Source organism: Thalassolituus marinus (genome assembly GCF_020320395.1).
GTDB classification, from domain to species: Bacteria; Pseudomonadota; Gammaproteobacteria; order Pseudomonadales; family Oceanobacteraceae; genus Venatoribacter; species Venatoribacter marinus.
This window is the reverse complement of sequence record NZ_JAEDAH010000043.1, coordinates 130761-157752: the sequence shown is the minus strand read 5'-3', so window position 1 is coordinate 157752 and position 26992 is coordinate 130761. Positions and strand designations below refer to the sequence as shown.

Here is a 26992-nt window from a genome sequence, read left to right as displayed (position 1 = left end):
CGGTTTTGTTTGGGTTTTGGCGAATGCAAACTTAACCGATTTTACTGCCGTTCTCATTTTTCACGCTTAAATGCGATGAACCATAAAAAAACCGGTATCAGGCAACTGATACCGGTTTTTTTATCGGTAGACAGGTGGATTACATATCCACCAGTTTACCCGGGTTCATAACGTTATTCGGGTCGAATACTGCTTTAACCGCTTTCATATACGCCAGCTCTTCAGCCGAGCGGGTGTATTCCAGATATGGCTTTTTGGTCATACCAACACCGTGTTCAGCGGATACCGAACCATCGTACTTCTCAACGATTTCGAACACCCAGGTCGATACCTTAGCGCAACGCTGGAAGAACTCTTCCTTGGGCAGGTTTTCCGGCTTAAGAATGTTCAGGTGCAGGTTACCGTCGCCAATATGGCCGAACCAGATAATCTCAAAATCCGGGTATTCGCGGGTAACGATCTCATCAATATCGCGCAGGAACGGCGGCACTTTCGATACAACCACAGAGATATCGTTCTTATATGGCGTCCACTCAGAAATGGTTTCAGAGATATCTTCACGCAGGCGCCACAGGTTAGCCGCCTGAGTTTCGCTCTGACTGATCACGCCATCCATCACCCAGCCGTTTTCAACGCACTGTTCAAAGATGGTCATGGCCAGATCCATATCGGCTTCAGCAATGGCTTCAAATTCGATCAGCGCATAGAAATCTGTGCTGCTTTCAAACGGCGCCGGCACATCGCCGCGCGCCAGCACTTTCTGCATAGCCTTATCAGAGAAGAACTCAAAAGCAGTCAGATCCATTTGTGACTGGAACTGATTCAGCACTTTCATCACATCATCCAGCTCCGGCACTCCCAGTACCAGAACGGTCAGATTCTTTGGCGGGCGAGTAAGACGCATTGTCGCTTCGGTAACAAAACCCAGCGTACCTTCACCACCGATAAACAGCTGACGCATATCGTAGCCGGTGTTGTTCTTCAGCAAGTCTTTATTCAGGCGCAGGATATCGCCTTTACCAGTAACCACTGTCAGGCCCGCAACCCAGTCACGGGTCATCCCCCAGCGAATCACCTTAATACCACCAGCATTGGTGCCGATGTTACCGCCGATCTGACTTGAACCAGCAGATGCGAAATCCACCGGGTAGAACAGCCCCTGATCTTCGGCATAGGTCTGCAGCTGCTCAGTAATCACACCCGCACCGCATTTAACCGTGCGGTCAACCGCATTGAATTCTGCGATCTGATTCATGTAGTCGAACGCTACAACCACCTCTCCATTGGCCGCGACAGCACCTGCACTCAGACCAGTACGGCCGCCGGATGGCACCAGACCCAGGCCATGCTCGTTGGCCAGCAGGACGATGTCGCGCACCTGCTCAGTAGTCTTAGGAAAAACGATGGCCGATGGCTTTGGCTCGTAGATCTTGGTCCAGTCCTTACCGAAGGTTTGCAGAGAATCGGCGTCGGTACGAACTTTGTCGCTGCCCACAATGGCAGATAACCGTTCAATAAGGGCGTCTTGAGTCAGAGCAGTCATGGAAAATTCCGCTTAGATGAAAGGTATTCACCTCAAAATGAGTAATCTTCGTGATGAAAACCGGGTTTGAGGCTCACGTTAACAGGCGGGTTATGCTAGCATACGCGCCTTATTTTTCGGAGTGGTTTTCACTCCCGGTGAGTCGGCCAACATCGCGCCCCCGTAGTAACATCGGCGCCCTGTCATCAACCGCTGGCCACTGAACAGGTTTACTTACTGTCTATAGGTATCACCATGGCTCAAACGTCACTCGATAAAAGCAAGATCAAATTTCTCTTGTTGGAAGGCGTACACCAGTCTGCACTCGACACTCTGCATGCAGCGGGCTACACCAATATCGACTACCTGAAAACTTCCCTGCCGGACGATGAACTGAAAGAGCGCATCAAAGATGCACACTTCATTGGCATTCGTTCCCGCACCCAGCTGACCGAAGAGATCTTCGCGGCCGCTGAGAAGCTGATCGCAGTTGGTTGTTTCTGCATCGGTACCAACCAGGTTGACCTGAAAGCAGCGACCAAGCGCGGTGTTGCTGTGTTCAACGCGCCATACTCCAACACCCGCTCTGTAGCCGAACTGTCTCTGGCTGAAATCATCATGCTGATGCGTGGTATTCCGGCCAAGAATGCTCAGTGTCACCGCGGTGGCTGGGACAAGTCTGCCAACGGCTCTTTCGAAATCCGTGGCAAGAAACTGGGTATCGTTGGTTATGGTTCTATCGGTACTCAGCTGTCTGTTATGGCTGAAAGCATGGGCATGGAAGTTTACTTCTACGACGTAGTTACCAAACTGCCTATCGGTAACGCCAAGCAGGTTGGCTCACTGAACGAACTGCTGAACATCGCTGACGTTGTGTCTCTGCACGTTCCAGAAACAGCAGCAACCAAATGGATGATGGGTCCTGAACAGTTCGCAGAAATGAAGCAGGGTTCTATCCTGCTGAACGCTTCCCGCGGCACTGTGGTTGATATCGATGCTCTGGCTGAAGCGGTTCGCAGCAAGAAACTGCTGGGCGCTGCCATCGACGTATTCCCGGTTGAACCACGCTCTAACGACGAAGAGTTCCTGACTCCGCTGCGTGAATTCGACAACGTGATCCTGACTCCACACGTTGGTGGCTCCACCATGGAAGCGCAGGAAAACATCGGTAAGGAAGTGGGCGAGAAGCTGGCTCAGTACAGCGACAACGGTACCACCACGTCTTCTGTGAACTTCCCGGAAGTGGCACTGCCATCCAACCCGAACGTTCACCGTATCCTGCACATCCACAAAAACGTGCCTGGCGTTATGAATGCAATCAACAGCATCTTCGCCGACAACAACATCAACATCTCAGGTCAGTACCTGCAGACAGTTGAAGAAGTGGGTTACGTTGTGATCGACGTTGCAGCAGATGCTTCTGAACTGGCTCTGGAAAAAATCAAAGAAGTCGAAGGCACTATCCGCGCCCGCGTACTGTACTGATTGCTTTCCAGCAGCAAAAAAACGGCAGCCTGAGCTGCCGTTTTTTTTGCCTTTAACTTACCAGTCAACACTCCAGCCAGCCTTCACCAGCCAGCGCGGATCACGCTCATACAGCACCCGCTCTGCCAGAGCATTGTAAACTGCGGTTAACGACAAGGTTCCCAGATCGGTATTGAAGGCCGTACGACCGGAGATACGTTTCTGACCATAATGCCCCTGAGCTGCATCACCGGATTTAAGATAACGCGAGCGATCCCAGAAAGCCGCCAGCATCTGCTCGGTTGAACCGGTATTGCGTGTCCAGGAGGCTTTCAGACTGGTCTCTGCCCCGAGCGCCATTTCGTTTTCAGCATCAAACTCACGATCCTGCAGCAACCAGCCCAGTAACAAACTTTGTCCCTGCACCGGCTGCCAGCTCATCTGCCCTTCGATACCGGTCAGAGTCAGCGTACCGTTGTTTACGATCTCCACATCACTCAGCGTGATACTGGTACTGATCAGATCCGTCATAGTCTCGCGGAAAAGCTTCACATCCAGCTGCAGCGATGGATTGCTGAAGTAGTGGAAGTAGCCCAGCTCCCAGGCAAGGATACGCTCATCTTCGAGACTGTCTTCTAAGCCTGATGCCTGAGCACGGTACAGAAGGTCTGCAGAAGGCGCCGCCAGGTAGTTCTCACTCAGGCCGCGCAGCGTCAGTCGAGCATCCAGATATTGCTCTGCAAGATCCGGCGTACGACGACTACGCGCCACCTGCATACGCACACTCTGATGATCGCTGAGCAGATAGTTCATACCGAAACGTGGCGAATAACGAACTTTCTCATCCGGGATGTACTCAGCCATTACCGACAAAGACCAGATAAGATCGCTGAACATTCGATATTCAACGTTACTGAACGCCATCCATTGCGTCTTCTTCAGCTTTCCACCGAAGTAGGTATCACTGTTAATGCGATCTTCGCGATAGCCAATTCCCTGCACCGAGCGCAATACGTCATTCCAGCGGCGGGTATCCTGCCATTCGATATGCGCACGCTCTTCGTAGAGGTCGTAGTTTGCAGTACCACAGGCGATCTCTGCCAGACCATCAGCCATAACCGCCTGCGCAATACTCCACTGAGCGACCTGATATTCCTCGTCCGACACGCTGATCGCATCACCACCCAGTCCCGACAGCAACACCGACAACTGCTGCGCATCAATCAGCCCTAATGCCAATCCCTGGTACACCTGCGTAATCTGCAACTGGGTGGCATCATCGGCAGCTCCCGGCTGAAGCATCAGAGTGCCACGTGCCAGCGTATCGGCAAGTTCAGGGTTCATTTCATACAGCACAGCCATCTGTCCATCCAGTGACAGGGTTGGCAGACAGGCATCAAACTCGTTTTCTGTATTCTCACTTTGCCAGTAGCCCTGCAGCTGCCACTGATGATCCGCTGAGCGCTGACTGCTCCAGCGCAACCAGGCCATATCCGACAGGGTTCTTTCCAGGGGCGAGTTCAGCTGGAAATCCGAATCCGCCATATTGTCACGTTTCTGCTGCTGACGTCCGACCTGCCAGCGCAGACTATTATCCGCTGATGGCTGCCAGGCTCCGGACCAGTTAACTCCCAGTGACTGATTCAAATCGGGGTAACCTCCGATCGTGCCCACGTCCGCATGATAATCACCGCCCTGCCCTTCTTTGGCGGCATAAACACTGACCCTGGACTGAGCCGTCAAACCGCGTAGTGCTGAACTAAGATAGGCCCTGCGTCGCGCTTCGCTGCCGTATTCCAGACGAGCGCTCACTTCCTCACTGTCCGCCGGGTGACGGGTAATAATGTTAATAACACCCTGCAGAGCATTGGTGCCGTAACTTGCCGCACTGGGGCCGCGGGTGATCTCAATCCGCTCCACATCCTCAACAGCGATATTGAGCTTGTCCCAATCGACGTTAGCAAACGACGCTTTATACACAGACCGTCCATCGACCAGTACTTCCAGACGACGAGCCAGGGTCATTTCACCGGAGTGATAAACCACACTGGAGGAGTTAGAAATCAGCTCGGTTGAAACAAAGAAACCCGGAACAAAGCGGAATGCTGATACCAGATCAGAGACACCCCATAAGCGCATCTGCTCTGCCGTTATCACAGTAACACTGGCAGGCACCTCGGCCAGCGGTTGCTGCAATCTCACCGGGGTAAGCACTTCTGGAATTTCAGGCTCGAACATCAGCTCCGGAATCATATCTGACTCCGCAAAAGCGAACTGACCTGAACTGGCCAGTACCAATAACGCGCCGAACTGCGCCAGGGATTTCCGTGTACTCATTTCCTGTCTGAACCCTTATACATCAGGCTGCTCATTACACCGCATGACTCTGCATTTTCAAATGCGAAATTGCGGCAGCTTTTCCTTCAGTTCAAAAAAAAGCCCGATTTCTTATCGAAACCGGGCTTTCGTCAACATTTCACTATGTCAGTCCAGCCGCATCTCAATGCCGGCCGCTGCCATATGTTCCTTCGCTTGCTGCACCGTGTATTCACCAAAGTGAAAAATACTCGCCGCCAGCACTGCATCAGCATGGCCCTGCTTAACGCCATCCACCAGATGGTCCAGATTACCCACGCCACCGGAGGCAATCACCGGAATATTGACCGCATCGGCGATTGCACGGGTCACGCCCAGATCAAAGCCAGACTTCACACCATCACGATCCATCGACGTCAGCAGAATCTCGCCAGCGCCGTACTCAGCCATTTTCACCGCCCACTCAACCGCGTTAATACCGGTTGGTTTACGGCCACCGTGAGTGAAGATTTCCCAGCGGTCATCAGCCACCTGCTTGGCATCAATCGCCACCACAATGCACTGCGCGCCAAACTTATCCGATGCCGCTTTAACAAACTCAGGGTTATATACCGCCGCAGAGTTGATCGACACCTTGTCAGCACCGGCATTCAGCATACGGCGGATATCTTCCAGCTCGCGAATACCGCCACCAACAGTCAGCGGAATAAACACCTGCTCGGCAATGGCTTCCACCATATGCACCGTGGTATCGCGACCTTCATGGCTGGCCGTAATATCGAGAAAGGTAATCTCGTCTGCACCCTGGTCGTTGTAACGCTTGGCAATCTCAACCGGGTCACCGGCGTCACGAATACCAACAAAGTTCACGCCTTTAACAACGCGACCTTTATCCACATCCAGACAAGGAATGATGCGCTTAGCCAGTGCCATGATTATTTTCCTGTCAGTTCGTCGGCCAGAGCCTGAGCTTCAGCAACGTTCAGCGTGCCTTCATAGATAGCGCGACCAGTGATCGCACCCAGAATGCCCTGACCCGCCACTTTCGACAGCGCACGAATGTCTTCGATATTGGTAACACCGCCAGAAGCGATCACCGGAATACCGCCTTCAACCGCCAGATTCAGCGTCGCTTCAACGTTAACGCCCTGCATCATGCCGTCACGAGCGATATCGGTGTAAACAATGGAAGTCACACCGTCATCTTTAAACTGCTTAGCCAGATCAACCGCTTTCACTTCAGACACTTCAGCCCAGCCATCGGTAGCAACAAAGCCGTCCTGCGCATCCAGACCCACAATCACAGTGCCCGGAAATGCTTTACAGGCTTCCTTCACGAACTCAGGCTCTTTCACTGCTTTCGTTCCGATAATGACGTAGCTCACACCGGCTTTGATGTAGTGCTCAATAGTTTCCAGTGTACGGATACCACCGCCAATCTGAATTGGCAGACCCGGGAATGCTTTAGCAATTGCGGTCACAGCTTCACCATTCACCGGCTCACCGGCGAACGCACCATTCAGATCCACCAGGTGCAGGCGACGACAGCCAGCATCAACCCAACGCTTAGCCATGGACACAGGATCGTCACCGAATACCGTGGAATCATCCATACGGCCCTGACGCAGACGCACGCACTGACCATCTTTTAAATCAATCGCAGGGATTACCAGCATTGTTTTACCTTACCTTCAAAAATCGGAAATTCGTTTACGCTCAGGCCTGACCGTCCCAGGCGAGGAAGTTACGCAGCAACGCCAGACCAGCGTTGTGGCTCTTCTCCGGGTGGAATTGCACAGCAAAAACATTGTCCTGACCCATTGCCGCGGCGAAATCGACGCCGTAGTGGCCACGACCTTTTACCTGCGAGGCATCTGCCGCCTGCACATAATAGGAGTGCACAAAGTAAAAACGGCTGTTGTCAGCGATGCCGGACCACAACGGGTGCGCTACCTGCTCAACCCGGTTCCAGCCCATATGCGGAACCTTCAGTTGCTCACCGTTCTCAACCAGATCGTTGCCGAAGAACTTCACCTGACCAGAAAACAGCCCCATGCAGTCAACACCACCGTTTTCTTCACTGCTATCCATCATCGCCTGCAGGCCAACGCAGATACCCAGTAACGGTTTGCTGTTGCGGACCTCGGCTACCACCTGATCAATACCCTGAGCACGGATTTCAGCCATACAGTCGCGAATAGCACCAACGCCCGGCAGAACCACATGGTCGGCTTTCAGAATGACTTCAGGATCACTGGTCACAACCACTTTGGTATCCGGCGCGACCGTTTGCAGCGCACCGTGAGCGGAGTGAAGGTTGCCCATGCCATAGTCGATGACAGCACAGATTTTACTGCTCATGACATTACTTCCTTACAGACAACCTTTAGTGGAAGGCATAACACCCGCCATGCGTGGATCTTCAGCCAGCGCCATACGCAGTGCGCGACCGAAAGCCTTGAAGATGGTCTCGGCCTGGTGGTGAGCGTTAAAGCCCTTGATGTTATCAATGTGCAGAGTCACGCCGGCGTGATTCACGAAGCCCTGGAAGAACTCCCAGAACAACTGAGTATCCAGTTTGCCAATAGAGGCGCGGGTGAACTCAACATTCATAAACAGGCCCGGACGACCAGAGAAGTCGATCACAACGCGTGACAAAGCTTCGTCCAGCGGCACATAAGAGTGACCGTAGCGAACGATACCTTTCTTATCACCAACGGCTTTGGCAAACGCCTGACCCAGCGTGATACCGATATCTTCAACGCTGTGGTGATCATCAATGTGATTATCACCCTTGCAGGTGATGTCGAGGTCGATCAGACCATGACGGGCAATCTGATCCAGCATGTGCTCGAGGAAAGGCACACCAGTATCAAACTTAGCGTTACCGGTACCATCGAGGTCAATGGTGATGCTGATCTGGGTCTCCAGCGTATTACGCTCGACCGTTGCGGCGCGGGTCATGGGCTAGCTCCAACTCTCGCAAAATGGAAAAGAAAGCATTATAAAGCAAAGCGCTTAAGAAAGTAGGCCAGACTGAGGCTGACAGCGCTAAAAATCTCGCCCGCTAAACACACACCTTAATGGGAGCCCGCTGTGCCCGTTAAACTCGAACATATCCACCAGCCCAGCGAGGCTGACTGGACCGATCTTTCCAAGATCCAGCAGGAAACCAGCCCCGATGGTCTGAACAAAGATCAGGTTGCACTCAGCCAATGGCTGGATAACGATCACTGGGTAATTGCCGGCCGCTTTAACGACCGTCTGATCGGCGCCTTGCTGGCCGAGAAAACCTCGCCCGATACGGTCGTATTGTCTGCCGCCGGGGTACGGGCTGTGACCCAGCGCCGCGGCGTTATGCACCAGATGATTCACTTCATCCAGCGCTGGGCAGACAGCGAAGGCCTGCAACTGGCCATTGAACCAAACTGCCCGGAAGCACTGCAGCAGGCGCTGATCCGTCGGGGCTTTGAGTCTTTTGAGGACAAAACCTTCTACAATCCACAATAAAGAGTGCAAATTATCCCACTGTTGCAACAAAATATTCGGACAGCGTGGCTTTAATTAGAACTCTGACAAAGCCATACTGTCCTCAGATCGAATACGACCGGAGCAACCGCTGATGAGAATCGCCCTGCAGTCTGTATCCGCCTTTCTCCTGCTGATCACCGCATTGATCGGCACCAAGGCCTTTGCAGCTGACATACCATCCCCTAAAGACGTCGTCACCACTGCGACCTTTGGTGTTATTGAAGAGCTGAACAAGCTGACACCTGAGCAACGTACAGAAGAGGAAGTACGCCGTCTGGTAGAAACCTACATCGTGCCAGCCATCGATCAGGAAAAAATCGCCATGGGTGCTCTGGGTAAATACTGGCGTCGTGCTACACCGGATCAGCGTCAGGCATTTATCGATCGCTTCCGCGAACGTCAGATCCGTACCTACGCAGGCGCTTTCAAAGCCTTTAATGGCGAACAGTTCGTATTTGAAGAGCCAATGTTCAATGACAGTGGCGATCGTGCCCTGGTTAAGGGCACACTGACCCAGACCAGTGGCCAGACAGTTCCGATTGATTTCCGTCTCTACAAGGACAAGCAAACGGCAGAGTGGAAAGTATACGACGCCGTAGTCGCCGGACTTGGCATGGTGAAAACCTACCGGGATCAGTTGAGTGAACGCCTGCAGAACATCAGCATGAATGACCTGCTGGCGGAACTTTCGGTTGAGGATGCAAACTAACAGAAAGCACATACTGCTTCTGTTTTTCCTCCCCCTTGTTAACTGGCCCCTGCGGCCAGTTTTTTTTGCCCGCGCTACTGACAAACAGCCCTTCTGTACCTACTCTGTTAGAGACTTGTTGCGCAAAATGACAGTCTCTTCCGACATTCACACTTGCACGCAGACATCCGGATTGACACTATCAGTCGTTCACCAGCAGGATCACAGCACTCTATGGTCAGTCAGTCTGTTGGCTACAGCCACAGTAAATTCAGGAATAACCGCCGTCAGGGAATGAGGGGCTCAGCACTATGATTGGCACCCTGCGTACCCAGTCGCTGCGACGCAAACTCGTCATGGTAGCCCTTATCACTACCGGACTGACGCTTCTCACCTCCAACCTCGCTTTTATTTCGCTGGAGTACTATCTCGCACGCCAGGATGTGGAGCGTAAGCTGACCATTCTTGGTGAAGTGATTGCCAACCGTGCTACCGCAGCACTGACGTTCGGCGATTTTGATCTGCTGAAAACAAACCTCAACACCCTGAAAGCTGACACCAGCGTACAACGTGGCTGTATTTACGCCGATCCGCAAACCCTGGCAGCTGGTTACCGCAGTCAGGATTCTGCCCCCGAATGTCCACGACAGCTGCATTCGTTGCAGGCAAATCGCCAGTCGACATTCAGTCAGTTTTTTCCGATTCTGCTCGATGACACCCCCATCGGCACCCTGTATATAGAAATCAGTCAGCAGGATCTGATTCACCGTATTCAGCAGTTTCTGATTTTCTCCGGCATCATTCTCGCCGCTGCCAGCATTCTGTCGTTATTACTCGCCTCACGCCTGCAGGAAGTCGTAGCGCGACCAATGCGCGAGCTGAGCGATACCCTGCGTAACATCATGCTACGCAAGGATTACTCGATCCGCGCCAGTAAAGAAAACAATGATGAACTGGGTGATCTGGTTGATCTGTTTAACTCGTTGCTGCGTACCGTAGAAGAAGAAAACGCCTCGCTGAAAACCAGTGAAGAGCGCTTCCGTAAACTGACGGCCCTGTCGCCGGTTGGCATCTTTCAGGTCGATCCGAAACAGCACCTGCAGTACGTTAATCAGCGCTGGCGCGACATCCACGGCGTACAGGACGATCTGCCAGGCATGCAGGAATGGTTTGCCCGTATTCACCCCGATGATATTTCCGCCGTTCAGCACGCCTGGAATCGACTGATTTGCGAACAGGAAAGTATTGCACTGGAACTGCGATTGTTGCGCCGCGACCAGAGCCCTCTGTGGATCCATATGCTGGCCAGTGCGCTGCACGACCGCAACGGCGAACTGCTTGGCTACCTCGGCGCGATTTCTGATATCTCCGAGCTGAAAGCCGCGCAGATTCAGATGGAAACCCTGGCCTTCTACGACCCGCTGACGGGCCTGGCTAACCGCCGTCTGTTCCGTAACCGACTGGAAAAGTCGGTGAAAAGCGTTCTGCGCTCAGGCTCGTCCATGGCACTGATGTTCCTCGATATGGACCAGTTCAAACGCGTTAACGATACTCTGGGGCACGACGCCGGCGACATCCTGCTGAAGGAAGTCGCCCACCGACTGAGTAATACCGTACGCGAAAATGACACGGTATCGCGCATTGGTGGCGATGAATTCACGATTCTGCTGACCGATGTCCACCACACATCTGACGTACTGGTGGTCGCAGAGAAACTGCTGCACGCCATGGCCAAACCGATTCGAATCAAAGGTCAGGATATCGTTACCACCGTTAGTATCGGCATCACGATGACGCCGGAAGATTCAACTGACGCCAACACCCTGATGAAAAACGCCGACCTGGCGATGTATCGCGCCAAGGAACTTGGCCGTAACAATTTCCAGTTCTTCTCAGAAGATATGAATCACTCCATTCTCGAGCACCTGTCGCTGGAGAAGGAAATCAACGAAGCCATTGCCCGTCAGCAATTCAGCCTGGTGTTCCAGCCGAAAATCAGCTTGTTCGACTTCGGCATCACCGGGGTTGAAACACTGATCCGCTGGCAGCACCCTGAAAAAGGCATGATTACCCCTGACCGCTTCATTCCGGTGGCGGAAGAAACCGGACAGATTCTGGAGATTGGTAGCTGGGTACTGGAACAGAGCTGTCGTCAGATCAGCTCACTGATTCGCAGCAACGTTCTGCCGGAACACGCTAAGGTGGCTGTTAACCTGTCGGCCCGACAGTTCACCGATCCGCATCTGTTACAGCGTATTCGCAGCGTATTGGAAATCACCAATATTCCGCCGCACTGTCTCGAGCTTGAGATCACCGAAAGCACGCTGATGGAAGACGTTGAGTCGGCTATTCAGATCATGCAGGAAATCAAGAAAACCGGCGTAGCGATTGCCATTGATGACTTCGGTACCGGTTATTCCTCTCTGGCCTACATCAAGCGTTTCCCGATTGATGTTCTGAAGGTCGACCGATCCTTCGTTATGGATATTCCGGAAGACAAAAACGACATGGCGATTACCGCGGCGGTCATTGCGATGGCACACAAGCTGTCGATGACAGTGGTCGCCGAAGGCGTGGAAACCCAGGAGCAACTGCAGTTCCTGCGTCAGAATAACTGCGACGAAGGTCAGGGCTACCTGTTCAGCCGTCCGCTGTCGCTGGGACAGCTGCACCAGTTCCTCAGTGAAAATGAACGCCTGAAAGACAACAACGACATCACCCTGTGACAGATGCCGTATACTACGGCCATCTGTCTGAACACGCCTGAATATTCGCCAACATGAGCAGTGCATTTACCTTCTCGGAAGCGGTACTGAACTGGTATCACCAGAACGGCCGTAAAGACCTCCCGTGGCAACAAAATATCACCCCCTACCGGGTGTGGGTGTCTGAAATCATGCTGCAGCAAACCCAGGTCACCACCGTCATTCCATACTACGAACGCTTTATGGCGCGCTTTCCTGATGTACAAAGCCTGGCTGCAGCAGAACAGGACGAAGTCCTGCACTTGTGGACCGGGCTTGGATACTACGCTCGCGGACGAAACCTGCACGCCTGCGCGCAGAAAGTAGTAAACGACTATAACAGCCAGTTCCCGGAAAGCGTTGACCAACTGGCAAGCCTGCCTGGCATCGGCCGCTCAACCGCAGCTGCCATTGCTTCTATCAGCATGGGTATCAATGCCCCCATTCTCGATGGCAACGTTAAACGGGTGCTGACCCGCTTTCTCGCCATTGAAGGCTGGCCCGGTGAAACCCGCGTGCAGAACCAGTTGTGGGAAATTGCCGAGCAACTTACGCCAGACCACAGCTCACGCGAATACACCCAGGCAATGATGGACCTGGGTGCGACACTCTGCACCCGCAGCAAACCAGCCTGTGGCATCTGCCCGCTGCAGCCACAATGTGCAGGCCTGCAAACTGGTAAACCGACTCAGTTCCCCAACAGCAAACCGAAAAAACAGAAGCCGGTACGCAGCACGCTACTGATTATGGCCTGCACCCCGGATAACCACTTTCTGCTGCAGCAACGCCCGCAAAAAGGAATCTGGGGCGGTCTGTGGAGTTTCCCGGAAGCCGCTGATAGCGCCGAAGCGACACAGTGGCTGGCAGCCAATATCAGTGGCTGTGATTACAAAGAAGAGTGGCTGACGCCTTTCCGCCATACCTTCAGTCACTATCACCTGGATATTCAGCCGGTTGTATTCCGCTTAAACAGTACACCTGCCGCAGTGCGCGAACAGGACATGGGTTACTGGTACAATCCCCAACAACCCGGCACGCTGGGGCTGGCTGCCCCGGTAAAAATGCTGCTCGACAGCCATCAGACAGAGATATTGCTATGAGCCGAACCGTATTCTGCCAGAAGTACCAACAGGAACTGGAAGGTCTGGACGCGCCGCCTTTTCCCGGCCCTAAGGGCGAAGAAATCTTCAATCAGGTATCCCGCAAAGCATGGGCCGAGTGGACTGAACACCAGACCCGCCTGATCAATGAGAAGCATCTGAACATGATGGATATGCAGGCACGTAAATATCTGACCGAACAGAGGGCAAAATTCCTCAGCGGCGACGATTACGACAAAGCCGAAGGCTATGTGCCTGAAAATAAAGATAAATAAAGTGTTTCAGGTGCTTGACAGCAACCCGGGCAAACGGTTTAATACGCGCCACTTGCTGATCACGACCTAGTGACCACGCAGTGCCCAGATAGCTCAGTCGGTAGAGCAGGGGATTGAAAATCCCCGTGTCGGTGGTTCGATTCCGCCTCTGGGCACCATTTATTCTAAGAGCCTCGCTACTTGCAAAAGAGCGGGGCTTTTTCGTTTCTGGCGTTTCGTTCAGGCGTCACCTCACGGGTTCGATTCATCATAGCCATCCATGGCTATGCCCCTGCGGGCAGCCTGCGGCTGTGCAAATAGGTTCCCTCCCCATTTGTCCGCCTCTGGGCACCATTTATTCTAAGAGCCTCGCTACTTGCAAAAGAGCGGGGCTTTTTCGTTTCTGGCGTTTCGTTCAGGCGTCACCTCACAGGTTCGATTCATCATAGCCATCCATGGCTATGCCCCTGCGGGCAGCCTGCGGCTGTGCAAATGGGCTCCCTACCCATTTGTCCACCTCTGGGCACCATTTATTCTAAGAGCCTAGCTACTTGCAAAAGAGCGGGGCTTTTTCGTTTCTGGACGTACGACTCTCCCGCCCTCACTACCTAACAGCCCTAAGCATTGCGGTTGATTTTTCTCTACTTCATTAAGTACTCAACAAGCTGCGCAATAGAATAGCCAAAGCCACAATCAAGGAGTGATATGGCAATGGCTCCACCATCGAGAACCGAGGCTGAAATGCGCTACGCGAAAATTCGCGAGCTAACACTGCAAGTTGCAGAACGGTCAGCAGGTGAACGATTCAGGCTAACGCCGATAACCAGCCAAGCCCTGCAGGCAACTCAAGCCTGGAGCTTATCATCTCTCAGGCAGTACGATTGGGATTGGATCAGTAACTATAATTTTTACCGTGCGAACTACCCGAAACGCTTTGAAATAGCTGTGTGGGAGCAATCTCAGTTGTCTGCAATATCGATTGGTCGTCCAACGTACAATGCGACTGGCATGAGGCTTGATGTAGTCGAGGCAATGCCGAGAGACCTGGGCAGCAGGTCAAACGTATTTGACGTCATCATTCTGGCTTACGAGATCTACGCTCGAATGATAAATGCCAATCATATTAGAATCATGAATCCTGTTAATGACACTGTAAAAGCTTTCTACGAAAAGTACGGATACACCTACGTCACTAAAGGCGACTATCTCACACGAGACATATTGTGATGACTGATTCAAAAGACGAAAAGCGCTTAGCTGATGCAAGACAAAAAAAGGGCTGGACTCAAAAGGAAATAGAAGAGTTCGCTAAACGACGAGCACAGGAACTAGAAAGGCTGGCAAAGGGTAATAATGAGCCAGACTACCTTGCTTCCGGCACACAAAAGACAATGAAGGAGATCAGTCAGGATGACACAGAAAACAACTAATCCATCCGTCATGGATCACGAAAAGCAATACTCGCCTTTAGCCGGTGAGGCTTCTCCTGAAAATGCTGCAGCTCGGGCCAACCAGATTGCTGCGCAAATAAAAGCCCACATGAAAAGCAAAGGGGCAAAACTCAAGTAAAGCCAAATGCGCTGCTCATCACCATTTAAAAGAGCGGGGCTTTTTCGTTTCTGCAGTCTGACTTTATTCAGCCAGCCTCTCCGTTCATGCCGACAGTGTTTCCTGCGGGCTATGGCCGAAATAGCGCTTAAATTCCCGGCTGAATTGTGTCGGGCTTTCATAACCAACGCGGGCCGCCGCCTGCTTCACTTTTACCCCCTGATCCATCAGCAGCTCACGTGCACGCGTCAGGCGAATTTTCTTCACATACTGAATCGGTGAGGACGCAGTGATCTGGCGAAAATTACGGTGAAAACTCGACGGGCTCATATTGGCCATCGCTGCCAGCTGCTCTACATCCAGGTTCTGATCATAGTGCTCATGCAGATACTTCATCGCCCGCTCCAGACGAGCCAGGTGAGTATTGTGAGAAACCAGCGCAAACAGTGGCGCCGCATTCGGCCCCTTCAGAATATGGAACAGCACTTCGCGCTTCAGCCCGGCTCCGAGCACAGCGCTTTCCATCGGCGAACGCAGTACCTGCGCCAGCCGTTCAACCACGCACGACAGCTCATCCGTGCACTGACTGACGTACAGCCCCTTGTTATCAGGCTGACGCGCACGCTGACCTAAAGGGCCATGCTCATCAAACAAACGCACCAACTCATTCAGCAGGGTAATGTCTATATCGAGTATCAGTGACAGCATTGGCTTACCCGGCTCGACCAGCGTCTCGCATTCAGCAGGCAATGGCAGCGTCAGTACAAGATAGTTATCCGGGTTGTAGTCGTATGCCTGCTCATCCAGGTACACACGTTTACTCCCCTGCGCCATGATAATAACGCCCTGGCTGTAACACAGCGGCTCTCGCGCCGAGGATGAATCAGAGCGAAATACCCCCACACCACTGAGAGCCGTGCGGTTATAGCCTTCTTTCGCTGCCAGAACGCTCAGATTATCGACTAACGAACTCATCTCCAGCTCCCGCTGTATCAATCATTTACCGAAAGCAAAGTGTACCGCTGACATGCACCAGGATCTCGCAAAAAAAATCACAAGTGATAGTTTTAGGCATGATTCTGGGTGTATAGCCCATTCTGAAAAACTCCCAAAGGCTTAATCTGTACACATCAGATGAATTGACCACACCTTCGGGAGAACCGTCACATGCAAAACTTCGATTACTACAATCCTACCCATATCGTCTTTGGCCGGGATCGTCTGGCAGAACTGGATAAGCTGATTCCCGCCGAGGCCAAGGTACTGGTGCTGTATGGCGGTGGCAGTGTTAAACGCTTCGGCACCCTCGACAAAGTCATCAGCAGCCTTGGCGAGCGCAGCGTCGTGGAGTTCGGCGGCATTGAGCCCAACCCTAAGTTTGAAACCCTGATGCAAGCCGTCGAAATTGTGCGCCGCGAGAACGTCGATTTCCTGCTCGCCGTAGGCGGCGGCTCAGTAATGGACGGCACCAAGTTCGTTGCCGCAGCAGCGCCATTTGAGGGAGATGAAGCCAGCCTGCTCTATCATGGCTTTGGTCCACTGCCGATCAGTACAGCCATTCCGATGGGCACAGTCGCTACCCTGCCGGCCACCGGTTCCGAAATGAATATGGGTGCGGTGGTTTCTTATCAGGGCGGCAAGTTCCCGGTAATGAGTCCGCTGAACTATCCGAAATTCTCGTTTCTGGACCCGTCACTGACCTTCACGCTGCCAGATATCCAGGTTGCCAATGGTATCGTCGATGCCTTCGTGCATATTCTCGAGCAGTACGTCACCTTCCCGGCCAATGCGCCGGTACAGGACCGAACTGCCGAGGGTCTGCTGAAAACCCTGATCGAAACAGCCCCGCTTACGCTGGCCGAGAAAGATAACTACGAAGCGCGCTCAGCCCTGGTGTGGAGCGCAACCTGGGCTCTGAATGGCTTTATCGGTGCAGGCGTACCGCATGACTGGAGTACGCACATGATCGGCCATGAGCTGACCGCTCTGTTCGGCATTGATCACGCGCAGACGCTGGCCATTGTGCAGCCATCCGCCTGGAAGCTGCGCAAGGATAAAAAGCGCGCCAAGTTACTGCAGTATGCTGAGCGTGTATGGGACATCCGTGATGGCAGTGAAGACCAGCGCATTGATGCCGCTATCGGCAAAACCCGCGCGTTCTTTGAATCTGTGGGAATTAAAACCCGCCTGTCAGAGTATGGTGTCGCTCAGGAGCAGCTCAGTGATGTGATCGATGCGCTGGAAAAACACGGTATGACAGCGCTGTCTGAAAGCGGTGACCTGACGCTGGATATCAGTCGCGCCATCCTTGAAGACGCGTACGCCTGATTCACCACCCTCTGCGTGGCCTTCGGGCTGCGCACTGGCGGAAAACAGGCACAAAAAAGCCTGCCGTAAGGGCAGGCTTTGAGATCAGCAGGACCCAGCCTGCTGCATATCAGCCAGTTCAGCTGATGGTCATGTAGGCCACCGCAAACAACAGCAAACTGCTGGCGAGGGCCGCAACAATATGAATGTGGAGCATCTGCTCCTCAGTCAGATCATCGCTTTCGATGTCGGTAAGTTTGAAGTGATTCACCACATACACCCAAATTAACTTTCATTACTATGAGTGTAGAACACTGTTGAACAGCCGTTCTGTCATTCGTGGCGGGTTTTTGTTGTTATTTTGTACGGATTCTGTAATCCGGCCAGGCAGGTCAGCCGAACAGGAAATGCTCTACTGCATTTATCTGATCTTTGGCCATAAGCATAGGCGCATGGCCTACACCTGGAAATTCGACCAACTGTGTATCCGGCCGTTGCAGCATGCTGCGCGCGGTTGCTGCAAGCAACAAATCTGACTCTGCACCACGCAATACCAGCACCGGACAACTCACTACCTGCCACACCGCACTGAGATCAACATCTTCAGTAACCAGCTTCAGCCCATCAGCAATACCCGGGTCATAACGCAGACGCAGCCCCTCATCGCAGGGCTCTGAACCATGCCGGGCCAGATGCTGCCATTGTTCATCCGTCAGTGGACCAAAAGGCGCAGCCACCTTACGCAGATAGGCCTCTACCGCTGTCACATCGACAAACGTACCCGCCTTACCCACATAGTCACCCAAACGCCGCAACGCGCTGTAGGGAATAAAAGGGCCAATATCGTTCAATACCAGCCGACGAATACCGGAAGCTGGATTGGCAGCCAGCATCATGCCAATCAGACCGCCCATAGAGGTGCCCAGCCAGTCGCATTCCGCAACGCCAAACTGGCTGTACAGATGGCTCAGCAGTTGCTGCATCTGGCTGATATACAGCGGGTAACCGTACAGCGCCGGATTCTGCAGCCAGTCGCTGTCGCCACGCCCCAGTACATCGGGGCATATAACGACATACTGTGCGGCCAGCCTCTCTGCCAGCAGGTCGAAATCGCGGCTGTTGCGCGTCAAACCATGTACACAGATCAGCAATGGCCGTGGCTCAGCACTACTGTCGCGCCAGCACTGCCAGGCCATACGGCGCGGGCCTTCTGCGGTCTGAATGCTGAGGTATTCCGTTGTCTGCTCAATCGCCATGCATTTCTCCTGCTGTCAGCGTCGGCTGCCGCTGACCCACTGCTTCACCTGAGCGTAAGGCACCTGTTCCAGCCGCCCCATAGAGCCCAGAGAACGCGCCTTAACCTTGCTCAGCCATGGCACATGAATACCACAGAAATAACGGGTTAACAGCTCATCACTGGCCGCGCAGCCGAAGGTGGCCGTCACCTGCTGATCCAGTTGCTGACACAAGGCAGGCAGATCAGGCGGGCACAGCACCGTGGCGGGGGCATCGTTCCACGCCACAAACTGGCCGCGACAAACCGAACAATGACCGCAATTCTGCGCCAGTGGCTGAGCAAAATAAGCCGCCAGCTGCCGGCTCAGACACTTTGGCTGGCGGAATAAATCGAGCATGGCGTGAATACGCCCAATCTCACTTTGCTGCTTATGCAGAAAATGCTGGTACAACTCGTCGGCCAATTCAGCTGCATTCAATGCCTGCTCATTCACCCGATATACATCAGTCATCTGCTTGCTTTCCAGCTGCAACCAGCCACGCTCCTGACAAAACTCCAGTGCTGTCAGCGCCCGCGTACGCACCTGAATATCATCGCTGCCTACGGTTTTAAATAACGCTTCGGTATTCAGGCTGTACCACACCCGTCCCTTATCACTGCTGGACAGAATGGCCTGCAAAAACTGTTGCTGCTCAGGCTGAAAATGCGCCAGCAATTCACTTTCACTGACCGTCAGGCGGTATTTATATTCGGCAAAATAGCTGTACAGCGAGGTTAATACGCCACGCATTTCCAGATTAACCAGCAGGGTTTTCAGTGGTAATAAACGAATATTGCTGGCCGCCGACAGCGGCGTCATCAGCACTTCCCACTGACCGCCGCTTTGCTGCGCTTTAATGGTATCCAGCACCAGACGAATACAGCTGGCCTCCGGCGTATCGCCGTAGACAAAGTTCTCCAGTACCGTCAGGCCACTGCTATCGCCCAGCATAATGCAATCAGACGCGTTGCCATCTCGTCCGGCGCGGCCGATTTCCTGGCTGTAGTTCTCTATGGATTTCGGCAGATCGTAGTGAATCACCTGACGGATATTGCTCTTATCCACGCCCATACCAAAAGCAATGGTGGCGACAATAACCGGCGTCTGGCCCTGCATAAAACGTTGCTGAATTGCTTCACGGGTCGGGGCATCCAGTCCGGCGTGATAAGCCTCTACCGCGAACGGTAAGCGGCTGTTTAATGTCGCCGCAACGTCTTCGGCAGTTGCCTGCAAAGTAACGTATACAATAGCCGCAAAATCCTGCTGTTTTTCCGCGCTTTTACGCGCCAGATAATTCAGCCAGGTAGTGCATTTATCGGCACGCTGCGCCAAGGGTGTTGGTTGTGCCAGCAAGCGTAAATTGGGTCGGTAAAAGCCGGTACAAACGACATTTTCCGGTGCAATAGCAAAATGCCGCTGCATATCATTAATAACCGCAGTGGTCGCCGTTGCGGTTAACAGCAACACCTGTGGCACCTGAAATTCACGGCAGTAATCGGGCAGCTTTAAATAATCCGGGCGAAAGTTATGACCCCATTCAGAAATACAGTGGGCTTCGTCCACCACCAGCAACGAGATCGGTATCTGATTAATAAACTGACGGAAGCGCTCGTTCTTCAGGCGCTCGACCGACACCATTAAGATTTTTACGGTGCCACTGCGTACGCCGTTCATCACGTCCTGTGTTTCGTCCCGGCTCTGGCTGGAATCAATAGTGGCAGCGTTAATTCCTTTGCTGCGCAGAAACTGCACCTGATCCTGCATCAAGGCCAGCAAGGGTGAAATCACCAGCGTCAGATGTGGCAGCATTAACGCAGGCAGCTGATAACACAACGACTTCCCGGAACCGGTGGGAAAAATAGCAGCGGCTGATTTACCTGCCAGCAAGGCTTCCACCACGGGTTGTTGTCCGGTGCGTAATTGCGCGAAGCCAAACTGTTGCTGTAATACATCCTGCCAGGCCGTCTGTGTCATACGTGCCTTTCCTTGTGAAAAAACGAGAATAGCGACTATAGGGTGGTGCATAAAAAAACGCCTCAGTTGAGGCGTTTTTTCACAGTTAATTACTGCTTTTTAACTTCTTCTTTCAGCACCAGCGGGCTGATGCTGCGCTCTGCCAGTAAATCCTGCGCTTTATTCATTTTCGAGCGATCGGTAAAAGGCCCGACAAATACCCGGTGCCAGGTACTGCCGTTCACCGTCGATTCCTGGCGGTAGGCCGTTAACCCTTCCAGCAACAGACTGGCACGCAGGCGCTCAGCATCATCGGCAGAGCGGAAAGAACCCGCCTGCAGACGATACTGATAATTCACATCGTCTTTCGGCGTGGACTGATAAGCCTCGACCTCTGGCACTTCAACCGTCTGGTTTTCCAGCAGTTTGTAGAACTCGTAAGCCGGTTTGCTCACCTGTTTAGCGGTCTCTTCCTTCGCCTTTTCCACACCCAGCTGCAGCGCTTTGCGTGCATCGCCTTTCACCGCATCCAGTTCATCACCGGCCGGAATGGTGGTCAGGTACAGAATAAAACCGACAAACGCCAATGCCAGGGTCGGTGTGGTAATCCACACCCACTTTGGAATTTTGCTACCGCCTTCTGACATGGTGCTTCCTGTTTACCTGTCGCATAAATTGTTGAACAGCTTCTGTCTGTTTTTCTGGCGTATTGAGCGCCTCGCAGACAAGGCAAAGTTTTACGAAAAAGCACAGCTTATGTGGTTATAAGTGAGCATTTTGAGTAAAACTTTAACGACGTATGCGTAAGCTTCAATAACCAGAGCTTACATCTCTTCCGGTGCAGAAACACCCAGCAGATCCAGACCATTGTTAATTACCTGACGTACGGCTTCCGCCAGAGCCAGACGTGCATTACGCACGGCATCGTCTTCTACCAGCGTTTTCTCGGAGTTGTACCAGGCGTGGAAATCACCGGCCAGCTCACGCAGGTAAGTAGCGATGTTATGCGGCTCGTTGATGGACGCCGAACGCTTAACCACTTCAGGGTAACGACCCAGCTTAACAATGAGTTCTTTTTCTGACTCAAGTTCCAGTGCCGCCAGCGACGCCAGACCCAGTTCCTCGCTCCAGCTCTGACCAGCTTCAGCCAGCTTACGGAAGATGGAACATACGCGAGCGTGGGCGTACTGGATGTAGTAAACCGGGTTGTCGGAAGACTGTGAGCGCGCCAGGTCGATATCAAAGGTCAGCTGGCTGTCAGCTTTACGCGCCGCCAGGAAGTAACGGGTGGCATCACGGCCTACTTCGTCGATCAGGTCGCGCAGAGTCACGTAACTACCGGCACGCTTGGAAATTTTCACTTCTTCGCCACCACGCATTACCGTCACCATCTGGTGCAGTACGTAGTCTGGCCAGCCCTTAGGAATACCGGTATTCAGTGCCTGCAGACCTGCACGCACACGGGTAATGGTGCTGTGGTGGTCGGCACCCTGCTCGTTCACAACACGAGTAAAGCCACGGTTCCATTTGTCGAGGTGGTAGGCCACGTCCGGCACGAAGTAGGTGTAGCCGCCGTCGGTTTTCCGCATCACGCGGTCTTTGTCATCACCGAAGTCGGTGGTGCGCAGCCACAGGGCGCCGCCATCTTCGTAGGTGTAACCGTTAGCGATCAGACGCTGTACCGCATCTTCAACTTTGCCATCGCTGTACAGGGACGATTCGAGGAAATACACATCGAAATCCACAGCAAAGGCTTTCAGATCCAGATCCTGTTCGCGACGCAGGTAAGCCACCGCAAAGTGACGGATGGCTTCCAGATCGTCGGCGTCTTTAGCGCCGGTAAAGCTCTGGTCGGCAGACTCAACGGTATCGCCGTTCATGTAGCTGTTGGCCAGCTCGACGATATAGTCACCACGGTAGCCATCCTCCGGCCAGCCCGCGTCGTCCGGAGTCAGGCCTTTGCAGCGCGCCTGTACCGACAGCGCCAGATTGTTAATCTGCGCACCGGCATCGTTGTAGTAAAACTCACGGGTTACATCCCAGCCGGTCGCTTCCAGCAGACGGCACAGACAGTCGCCTACCGCCGCACCACGACCGTGGCCGATATGCAGTGGGCCAGTCGGGTTAGCCGATACGAACTCCACCTGCACCTTACGGCCTTCACCATCGTTGTTGCGGCCGTACTGAGCTTTCTGCTCCAGTACCGCTTTGATCAGGCTGGCAGTGGACTCATCCGACAGATAGAAGTTAATGAAGCCCGGACCGGCGATCTCCACTTTTTCCACCAGAGTGTTGTCCGGCAGAGCATCCACCAGCAGCTGCGCCAGTTCACGTGGGTTTTTACCGGCAGGCTTGGCCAGCATCATCGCCAGGTTGGTCGCCAGATCACCATGCGCTTTGTCGCGGGTGTTCTCGACCTGAATGCGTGGTTCCAGATCCGCTGGAACAACATTCTGGGTTTTCAGTGAATCAACGGCGGCGGACAAAAGCTCTGCAATTTGCGGTTTCATAGAAGAATCTGTATCTGCTCGGGATGGTGGGGCCGGGCTAAGCCTTGCGCAGGTCTTAACGGGGCCGTGAAAAGGCGGGGATTATCGCAAAAATGCCATTGTGGGTGAAGCAACATCGGGATATCAGGCACTATCGTGGCTTAAGCGGGTTCTCCCCACTTTTCCCAAAGGAAATACACAAGGTTATCCACAGAAAGATTTATTCACCGTTATTAACTTTATGCTTTTACGTCAACCCTTAAGGCATTGAAAATTAAAATAAAAAACACTTGAAAATTCAGATACAGCAAGGCTTCCAGCGAAATTCAAATAAGCGTTTAAAATTTCACCATTCTGTCATGCAGCCCCGGATAACGGTGCCTGCAGACGGTTACCCCAAACTTATCCAAAAACTTATCCACAGAATCTGCGGATAAACTACGTAACTCACAGATACAAAAAAGCACCCCGCAGGGTGCTTTGTGTAAAACCAGCCCGGCTCAGAACAGAGTTTCCAGTTCTTTACCTGCGGCAGACAGTGCCGCTGCCTTAGCCTCATCGCCCATGTTCAGGCCTTCAGCGTGAATCATGGTGACATCGGTCAGGCCGATAAAACCAAGAATGGTTTTGATGAACGGCGTCTGGGTGTCCATCTCAGTGCCCTTGTAATGACCACCACGCGCGGTGACAACATACACTGGCTTGTTCTCCAGCAGACCCACCGCGCCGTTTTCGGTGTACTTAAAGGTCACACCGGCGCGACACAGGTGATCCAGGTAAGACTTGAGCTGCGCCGGAATGGTGAAGTTGTACATCGGCATACCCAGCACAATGGCATCGGCTGAGCGGATTTCGTTAATCAGGTTATCGGAATATGCCGTAACCGCTTTCTGCTCGTCACTCTGCTGGTCGGCAGCAGTAAACAGCGCAGTGACACGCTCGGCATCCAGATACGGTGGCACATCGACACTGAGGTCACGAACCACGACGTCGCCGCCCGGATTCTTCGCTTTCCAGTTGGCAATCAGCTTGTCGGCCAGTTGGCTGGACTGACCATGATCACCAAAAATACTGCCCTTAACATACAGAAGTGTTGCCATCAGAATATCTCCTCAGAAGTGAATGAGGCTATTCTGCTATTAGTTTTTTCGATAAAAAATGGCAAATATTGAAACGTACCTTTCTAAAATTCAGAAGTGTTATTCCACTCTGACCAGACCACCCTTCTCCCAGCCCAGACGCCCGGTTTTCACCTTCTGCCGCTGAATGCCAGGCACCGGCCGCAACATAAACAGATCGCCATTGCGACCCGTCATGCTGCGCGGCACACCGCAACTGCGTGCCACCCCGGCATGGGCTTTCATATGTACGTCTTCGCCATGTACCGGAATCGAGATCTCAGGTTGCACCCACTGATACAGAGTTTTCAGCTCTTCCTGCGCCGGATGACCAGAAGCATGAATCAGGTACTCGGCCTCATCAACAGTAACCACCTCAACCTGCATTGCCGTCAGCTGGTCGATTAAGCCCTGAATCGCCTGCTCGTTACCGGGAATGGCACGGGCACTGAAAATCACACGGTCGCCGGGTTCCAGCTCGAAGTCCGGATGTGTACCCGCCGCCAGACGGCGCAACGCCGTGCGTGGTTCGCCCTGGCTACCAGTCGCCACCGCCAGCACTTCATGGCGCGGCAGATAACCCAGGTGGCCGGTATCCACAGTGCCGGCACTGTAAGGCCAGACACCCGCACGTTTGGCGCACTGATACATATTCACCATCGAACGACCATACAGTCCCATATAGCGACCGGTATCATCGGCAATGTGTGACAACGTCAGCAGGCGCGCGATATTACTGCCGAAACAGGTCACGATCACCCGGCCTTTGGCACCCTCAATGTAATGGCGCAGGCCATCGTACAACTCACTTTCCGATACCGAATGGCCAACCGTGGTGGCATTAGTGGAATCGCACACCATGGCCAGCACACCTTCGTCGGCCAGAGCGCGGAAGGTGTCTTCTTTATAGCCATGCCCGACCACCGGATCGGGGTCCAGCTTCCAGTCACCACTGTGGAAAATATTACCCAGTGGCGTGCGAATCATCAGTGCATTGGGGTCCGGAATAGAATGGGTAATTGGCAACCACTCAACCTCGAACGGGCCGATATGCACACGCTCGCCCACCTCAACAATGATGATTTTGACCTGATGCAGCATGGCATGTTCGGCCAGCTTCTTTTTCAGCACTTCAGCGGTAAACCGGCTGGTATAAATAGGGCAACGCAGCTTCGGCCATAAATAAGGCACCGCACCGACGTGGTCTTCATGGGCGTGAGTAATCACCAACCCCGCCAGCTGATCGCGGCGACTGCTGATGAACTCCGGGTCCGGCATCTGAATATCCGGCTCGCCGGAATGATGCACAGTGCCATCGGCACTCACCCGCCCGGGTTTGGGAAAGGTGACGCCGCAATCCACCATCAGCCACTGTCCATCGTGGCCATAGAGGTTCATGTTCATGCCGATCTCGCCGGTGCCGCCGAGAGGCAGGAAAAGTAAGTCCTTATCCGTGGGGGTCATTACAGTCCGTCAGTGTGCTGGGGAAAGGGGGAGTATACAGTGGTCATCGAATTAATAGTGACTAACGCGAAACACCTCATCTCGATGGTATTCCATGTAAGGTAGGTGCGAAGCATTGAGCTGAATTTTCATGTCGCCTTTGATACCTAACACATCTGGCTGGGACAGCTGCGGTGACAGTAAAATTTCACCCGTTTTTTGAAAGCTAATAAAGCCCGCATCAAACGCTTTATCTAACGTCGGTAGCAACAATAAACCATTAAAATGGTCGAGCTTCTCTCTATTAGAAGATGCTCGCCAAGGCTTAATGTGTGAAGCAACCAATAGGCCAGGGTCTTGGTAATGGGTAACAGCACAGCCTTGCCAATACTCAATCAAGCGTGCCCGAAAGTCCCCTTGTCCAACGCGGGTTTTTACCAAGCGACTTTTCTCCGTTTCTTCGATATTAGCTATGCGGAAAATATCATCGATATCGCGCTCTATATCGTTGTCGAACCCTGACTGAAGATAATCGCGGTATCGATTTAATGCACTGCTGTACATTCCCTTGCCAACCGAGTTGCGCTCAACGAACAGCGGCAAAAGCGATAACTGTTCCGCAACGATATGAAACTGACTGAGGCTTGTGACCGACGTTAGTGGTCCGTGAATTAATCCTGCATCTTTCGCCCAAGTACTCATTACGCCATTAACACTCGACAAATATTTTTTAACTGACGAGGCCGATAATCCCTGAGCGAGCATCCATTCTTCGAAGGTCATGTTCATCATTCCATTTTTGATAGGGTGAATCTAACCACTAAACCGTTACGTATCAATTAAGTCAGCCTTTTCCCCAATTCACCACCACCTTACCCCCAAACTTATCCACAGAAAGATTTACCAACAGCAGCATGTCAAGACTTGACATCCAACCTCATTACTTTTCAGCAACCCGCTGAAAGCGTTACAAAAAATCTTAATTAAACCCTTGCTGCATCAGGCTTTTTCTGAGTTTTCAGCTTTTCTGTTCAAGCGTTCAAACTTTCACCAATCTGAACGCGTGGCCCGTTTTGTCGTGCCTGCAGCCATCTGCTAAGAACTTAACCACAAAGTTATCCACACAATCTGGGCATAACTGTGCAGTTTGTCCTTTAGTGCTCCTGCTATTAGAAGCAAAATCCACTGATGAGCATTTGCCCGGTGGCTGATACAATGTCGGCCATTTTTCATGCATT

Annotated in this window: 25 protein-coding genes and 1 tRNA gene; 11 read left to right on the top strand and 15 right to left on the bottom strand. The window is 52.8% G+C overall.

Features of this window, described 5'->3' with window-relative positions; genetic code table 11:
* Window positions 1-139: 139 nt before the first annotated feature.
* The gene (locus I9W95_RS09445; RefSeq protein ID WP_225674196.1) at window positions 140-1543 is read right to left on the bottom strand and encodes an FAD-binding oxidoreductase; all 1404 of its coding nucleotides are present in this window, start codon (window positions 1541-1543) and stop codon (window positions 140-142) included.
* 234 nt (window positions 1544-1777) lie between these two features.
* On the opposite strand from I9W95_RS09445, the gene serA reads away from it, so the two are divergent.
* A complete protein-coding gene (serA, locus tag I9W95_RS09440) occupies window positions 1778-3007 on the top strand; it encodes a phosphoglycerate dehydrogenase (protein ID WP_225674194.1) in 1230 nt (409 codons plus the stop codon).
* A gap of 57 nt (window positions 3008-3064) precedes the next feature.
* Here serA and I9W95_RS09435 read toward each other — a convergent pair whose 3' ends face one another.
* The 5 genes from I9W95_RS09435 to hisB form a co-directional block, all read right to left on the bottom strand.
* Window positions 3065-5323, bottom strand: coding sequence for a TonB-dependent receptor plug domain-containing protein (locus I9W95_RS09435; RefSeq protein ID WP_318653605.1), 2259 nt, complete (start codon window positions 5321-5323; stop codon window positions 3065-3067).
* Between the two features lie 147 nt (window positions 5324-5470).
* Window positions 5471-6235, bottom strand: a complete 765-nt coding sequence (hisF, locus tag I9W95_RS09420; protein ID WP_225674193.1) for an imidazole glycerol phosphate synthase subunit HisF — start codon at window positions 6233-6235, stop codon at window positions 5471-5473.
* Window positions 6236-6237: 2 nt separating this feature from the next.
* Window positions 6238-6978 (bottom strand): 1-(5-phosphoribosyl)-5-[(5-phosphoribosylamino)methylideneamino]imidazole-4-carboxamide isomerase, encoded by a 741-nt coding sequence (hisA, locus tag I9W95_RS09415; RefSeq protein WP_225674191.1) that lies wholly within the window; start codon window positions 6976-6978, stop codon window positions 6238-6240.
* Window positions 6979-7018: 40 nt separating this feature from the next.
* Window positions 7019-7663: an imidazole glycerol phosphate synthase subunit HisH gene (gene hisH, locus I9W95_RS09410; protein ID WP_225674189.1), complete on the bottom strand. Its 645-nt coding sequence runs from the start codon at window positions 7661-7663 to the stop codon at window positions 7019-7021.
* 12 nt (window positions 7664-7675) lie between these two features.
* Window positions 7676-8266, bottom strand: coding sequence for an imidazoleglycerol-phosphate dehydratase HisB (gene hisB / locus I9W95_RS09405; protein WP_225674187.1), 591 nt, complete (start codon window positions 8264-8266; stop codon window positions 7676-7678).
* A gap of 132 nt (window positions 8267-8398) precedes the next feature.
* Between hisB and I9W95_RS09400 the strand changes: the two genes are divergently transcribed.
* The 9 genes from I9W95_RS09400 to I9W95_RS09360 all read left to right on the top strand — a co-directional run bounded on the left by I9W95_RS09400 (window position 8399) and on the right by I9W95_RS09360 (window position 15188).
* Window positions 8399-8812: an acetyl-CoA sensor PanZ family protein gene (locus tag I9W95_RS09400; RefSeq protein ID WP_225674185.1), complete on the top strand. Its 414-nt coding sequence runs from the start codon at window positions 8399-8401 to the stop codon at window positions 8810-8812.
* Window positions 8813-8924: 112 nt separating this feature from the next.
* Window positions 8925-9542, top strand: a complete 618-nt coding sequence (locus I9W95_RS09395) for an MlaC/ttg2D family ABC transporter substrate-binding protein (protein WP_225674183.1) — start codon at window positions 8925-8927, stop codon at window positions 9540-9542.
* A gap of 290 nt (window positions 9543-9832) precedes the next feature.
* Window positions 9833-12247, top strand: coding sequence for a bifunctional diguanylate cyclase/phosphodiesterase (locus I9W95_RS09390; RefSeq protein WP_225674181.1), 2415 nt, complete (start codon window positions 9833-9835; stop codon window positions 12245-12247).
* A gap of 53 nt (window positions 12248-12300) precedes the next feature.
* Window positions 12301-13365 carry an A/G-specific adenine glycosylase gene (gene mutY / locus I9W95_RS09385; RefSeq protein ID WP_225674178.1) on the top strand — a complete coding sequence of 355 codons (1065 nt, stop codon included), beginning with the start codon at window positions 12301-12303 and terminating at the stop codon, window positions 13363-13365.
* Window positions 13362-13640 carry an oxidative damage protection protein gene (locus I9W95_RS09380; protein ID WP_225674176.1) on the top strand — a complete coding sequence of 93 codons (279 nt, stop codon included), beginning with the start codon at window positions 13362-13364 and terminating at the stop codon, window positions 13638-13640. The genes mutY and I9W95_RS09380 overlap by 4 nt, the downstream gene beginning before the upstream one ends.
* An 82-nt stretch (window positions 13641-13722) precedes the next feature.
* Window positions 13723-13798, top strand: a tRNA-Phe gene (locus I9W95_RS09375).
* Window positions 13799-14324: 526 nt separating this feature from the next.
* Entirely contained in the window at window positions 14325-14846 is a 522-nt protein-coding gene (locus I9W95_RS09370; RefSeq protein WP_225674174.1) for a hypothetical protein, read from the top strand.
* Window positions 14846-15049 (top strand): hypothetical protein, encoded by a 204-nt coding sequence (locus I9W95_RS09365; protein ID WP_225674172.1) that lies wholly within the window; start codon window positions 14846-14848, stop codon window positions 15047-15049. The genes I9W95_RS09370 and I9W95_RS09365 overlap by 1 nt, the downstream gene beginning before the upstream one ends.
* Window positions 15030-15188 (top strand): hypothetical protein, encoded by a 159-nt coding sequence (locus I9W95_RS09360; RefSeq protein WP_225674170.1) that lies wholly within the window; start codon window positions 15030-15032, stop codon window positions 15186-15188. The genes I9W95_RS09365 and I9W95_RS09360 overlap by 20 nt, the downstream gene beginning before the upstream one ends.
* 84 nt (window positions 15189-15272) lie before the next feature.
* Here I9W95_RS09360 and I9W95_RS09355 read toward each other — a convergent pair whose 3' ends face one another.
* Window positions 15273-16142, bottom strand: a complete 870-nt coding sequence (locus I9W95_RS09355) for an AraC family transcriptional regulator (RefSeq protein WP_225674168.1) — start codon at window positions 16140-16142, stop codon at window positions 15273-15275.
* Between the two features lie 192 nt (window positions 16143-16334).
* Between I9W95_RS09355 and I9W95_RS09350 the strand changes: the two genes are divergently transcribed.
* Window positions 16335-17495 (top strand): iron-containing alcohol dehydrogenase, encoded by a 1161-nt coding sequence (locus I9W95_RS09350; RefSeq protein WP_225674167.1) that lies wholly within the window; start codon window positions 16335-16337, stop codon window positions 17493-17495.
* A 118-nt stretch (window positions 17496-17613) separates the two neighbouring features.
* Here the strand turns inward: I9W95_RS09350 and I9W95_RS18385 are convergent, their stop codons facing one another.
* From I9W95_RS18385 to I9W95_RS09315, 8 genes are all read right to left on the bottom strand, one after another.
* Window positions 17614-17745, bottom strand: a complete 132-nt coding sequence (locus tag I9W95_RS18385; RefSeq protein WP_263866151.1) for a hypothetical protein — start codon at window positions 17743-17745, stop codon at window positions 17614-17616.
* Window positions 17746-17866: 121 nt separating this feature from the next.
* The gene (locus I9W95_RS09345; RefSeq protein ID WP_225674165.1) at window positions 17867-18730 is read right to left on the bottom strand and encodes an alpha/beta fold hydrolase; all 864 of its coding nucleotides are present in this window, start codon (window positions 18728-18730) and stop codon (window positions 17867-17869) included.
* 15 nt (window positions 18731-18745) lie between these two features.
* Window positions 18746-20725, bottom strand: coding sequence for a RecQ family ATP-dependent DNA helicase (locus I9W95_RS09340; protein WP_225674163.1), 1980 nt, complete (start codon window positions 20723-20725; stop codon window positions 18746-18748).
* An 89-nt stretch (window positions 20726-20814) separates the two neighbouring features.
* Window positions 20815-21351 carry an SPOR domain-containing protein gene (locus I9W95_RS09335; RefSeq protein WP_225674161.1) on the bottom strand — a complete coding sequence of 179 codons (537 nt, stop codon included), beginning with the start codon at window positions 21349-21351 and terminating at the stop codon, window positions 20815-20817.
* A gap of 177 nt (window positions 21352-21528) precedes the next feature.
* A complete protein-coding gene (gene argS / locus I9W95_RS09330) occupies window positions 21529-23214 on the bottom strand; it encodes an arginine--tRNA ligase (RefSeq protein WP_225674159.1) in 1686 nt (561 codons plus the stop codon).
* Between the two features lie 479 nt (window positions 23215-23693).
* Window positions 23694-24293, bottom strand: a complete 600-nt coding sequence (locus I9W95_RS09325; protein WP_225674157.1) for an FMN-dependent NADH-azoreductase — start codon at window positions 24291-24293, stop codon at window positions 23694-23696.
* Between the two features lie 99 nt (window positions 24294-24392).
* Window positions 24393-25775, bottom strand: a complete 1383-nt coding sequence (locus I9W95_RS09320) for a ribonuclease J (RefSeq protein WP_225674155.1) — start codon at window positions 25773-25775, stop codon at window positions 24393-24395.
* A gap of 51 nt (window positions 25776-25826) precedes the next feature.
* On the bottom strand, window positions 25827-26537 hold the full coding sequence (locus tag I9W95_RS09315; RefSeq protein ID WP_225674153.1) for an HNH endonuclease: 711 nt from the start codon (window positions 26535-26537) through the stop codon (window positions 25827-25829).
* Window positions 26538-26992: the final 455 nt, after the last annotated feature.